Source organism: Alteromonas sp. a30, from assembly GCF_026788005.1.
Taxonomy (GTDB): Bacteria; Pseudomonadota; Gammaproteobacteria; order Enterobacterales; family Alteromonadaceae; genus Paraneptunicella.
The window spans coordinates 1-671 of record NZ_JABEPE010000096.1 but is presented as its reverse complement, the minus strand read 5'-3'; the positions used below and the strand labels follow the sequence as shown (position 1 = coordinate 671).

At 48.9% G+C, this 671-nt stretch carries 1 protein-coding gene; it reads right to left on the bottom strand.

Going from position 1 to position 671, the window contains the following annotated elements; genetic code table 11:
* Positions 1-413: terminase gpP N-terminus-related DNA-binding protein (locus HJG39_RS19355; RefSeq protein ID WP_442781054.1), on the bottom strand; the 413-nt coding region annotated here is incomplete at its 3' end.
* Positions 414-671: the final 258 nt, after the last annotated feature.

Below are 671 nucleotides of genomic sequence, written 5' to 3'. Positions count from 1 at the left end.
AAGTAGGCTTTTTCCAGCTTTTCAACGGCGTCATCATCAAGGTGGTTTTTCTGCGGTTGCTTGCGCTTCTTGCCGTTGCGGCTCTTAATTTTGGGATTGAGGTCCGCTTCGTTCCCGCCGTTTTGAAAACGTTGAATGCGGGCGGTACGCTCTAGCAGTTTCGACAGCGCGTCGATTTCTCGGTAATCCGCGTCGGTTTTGTCGGGCTTATCAATTAACTGACAAAGGCGCGCATCCGTTGCGCTTTCAACCCGCAATGAAACCGAAGCGTCATCCCACTTTTCCCGCCGTTTCCATGAATCCACAGTGGCATAAGGCAAACACAAATCATCACTGATCTGTTTTACCGAATAGCCGCGCCAATACCTCTGGCGAGCTTGGATTCTGGTTGTAAAGTCGATGGCGGTTTTCATGGGGCTTTCATGAGGGTTTTCATGAAGAGAAGGCTAACTGTAAGCCGCGCCATTTCGCAGAATCGAAAAGTTAAATAGCGCCGATTCAACTTTCAAGTGTTTGCCTATAAACCCCAGTTTGCACAAACATTGCCCCATTCATCACCCGCATGAATAACCGTCATCTTTCAACCGGAGTAATCGAGCAATGCATGGGCAAGACAATCACGACTTTTGGCGTATTTCGGGCGCAGCAAATGGCACCACGGAAATTTGGAT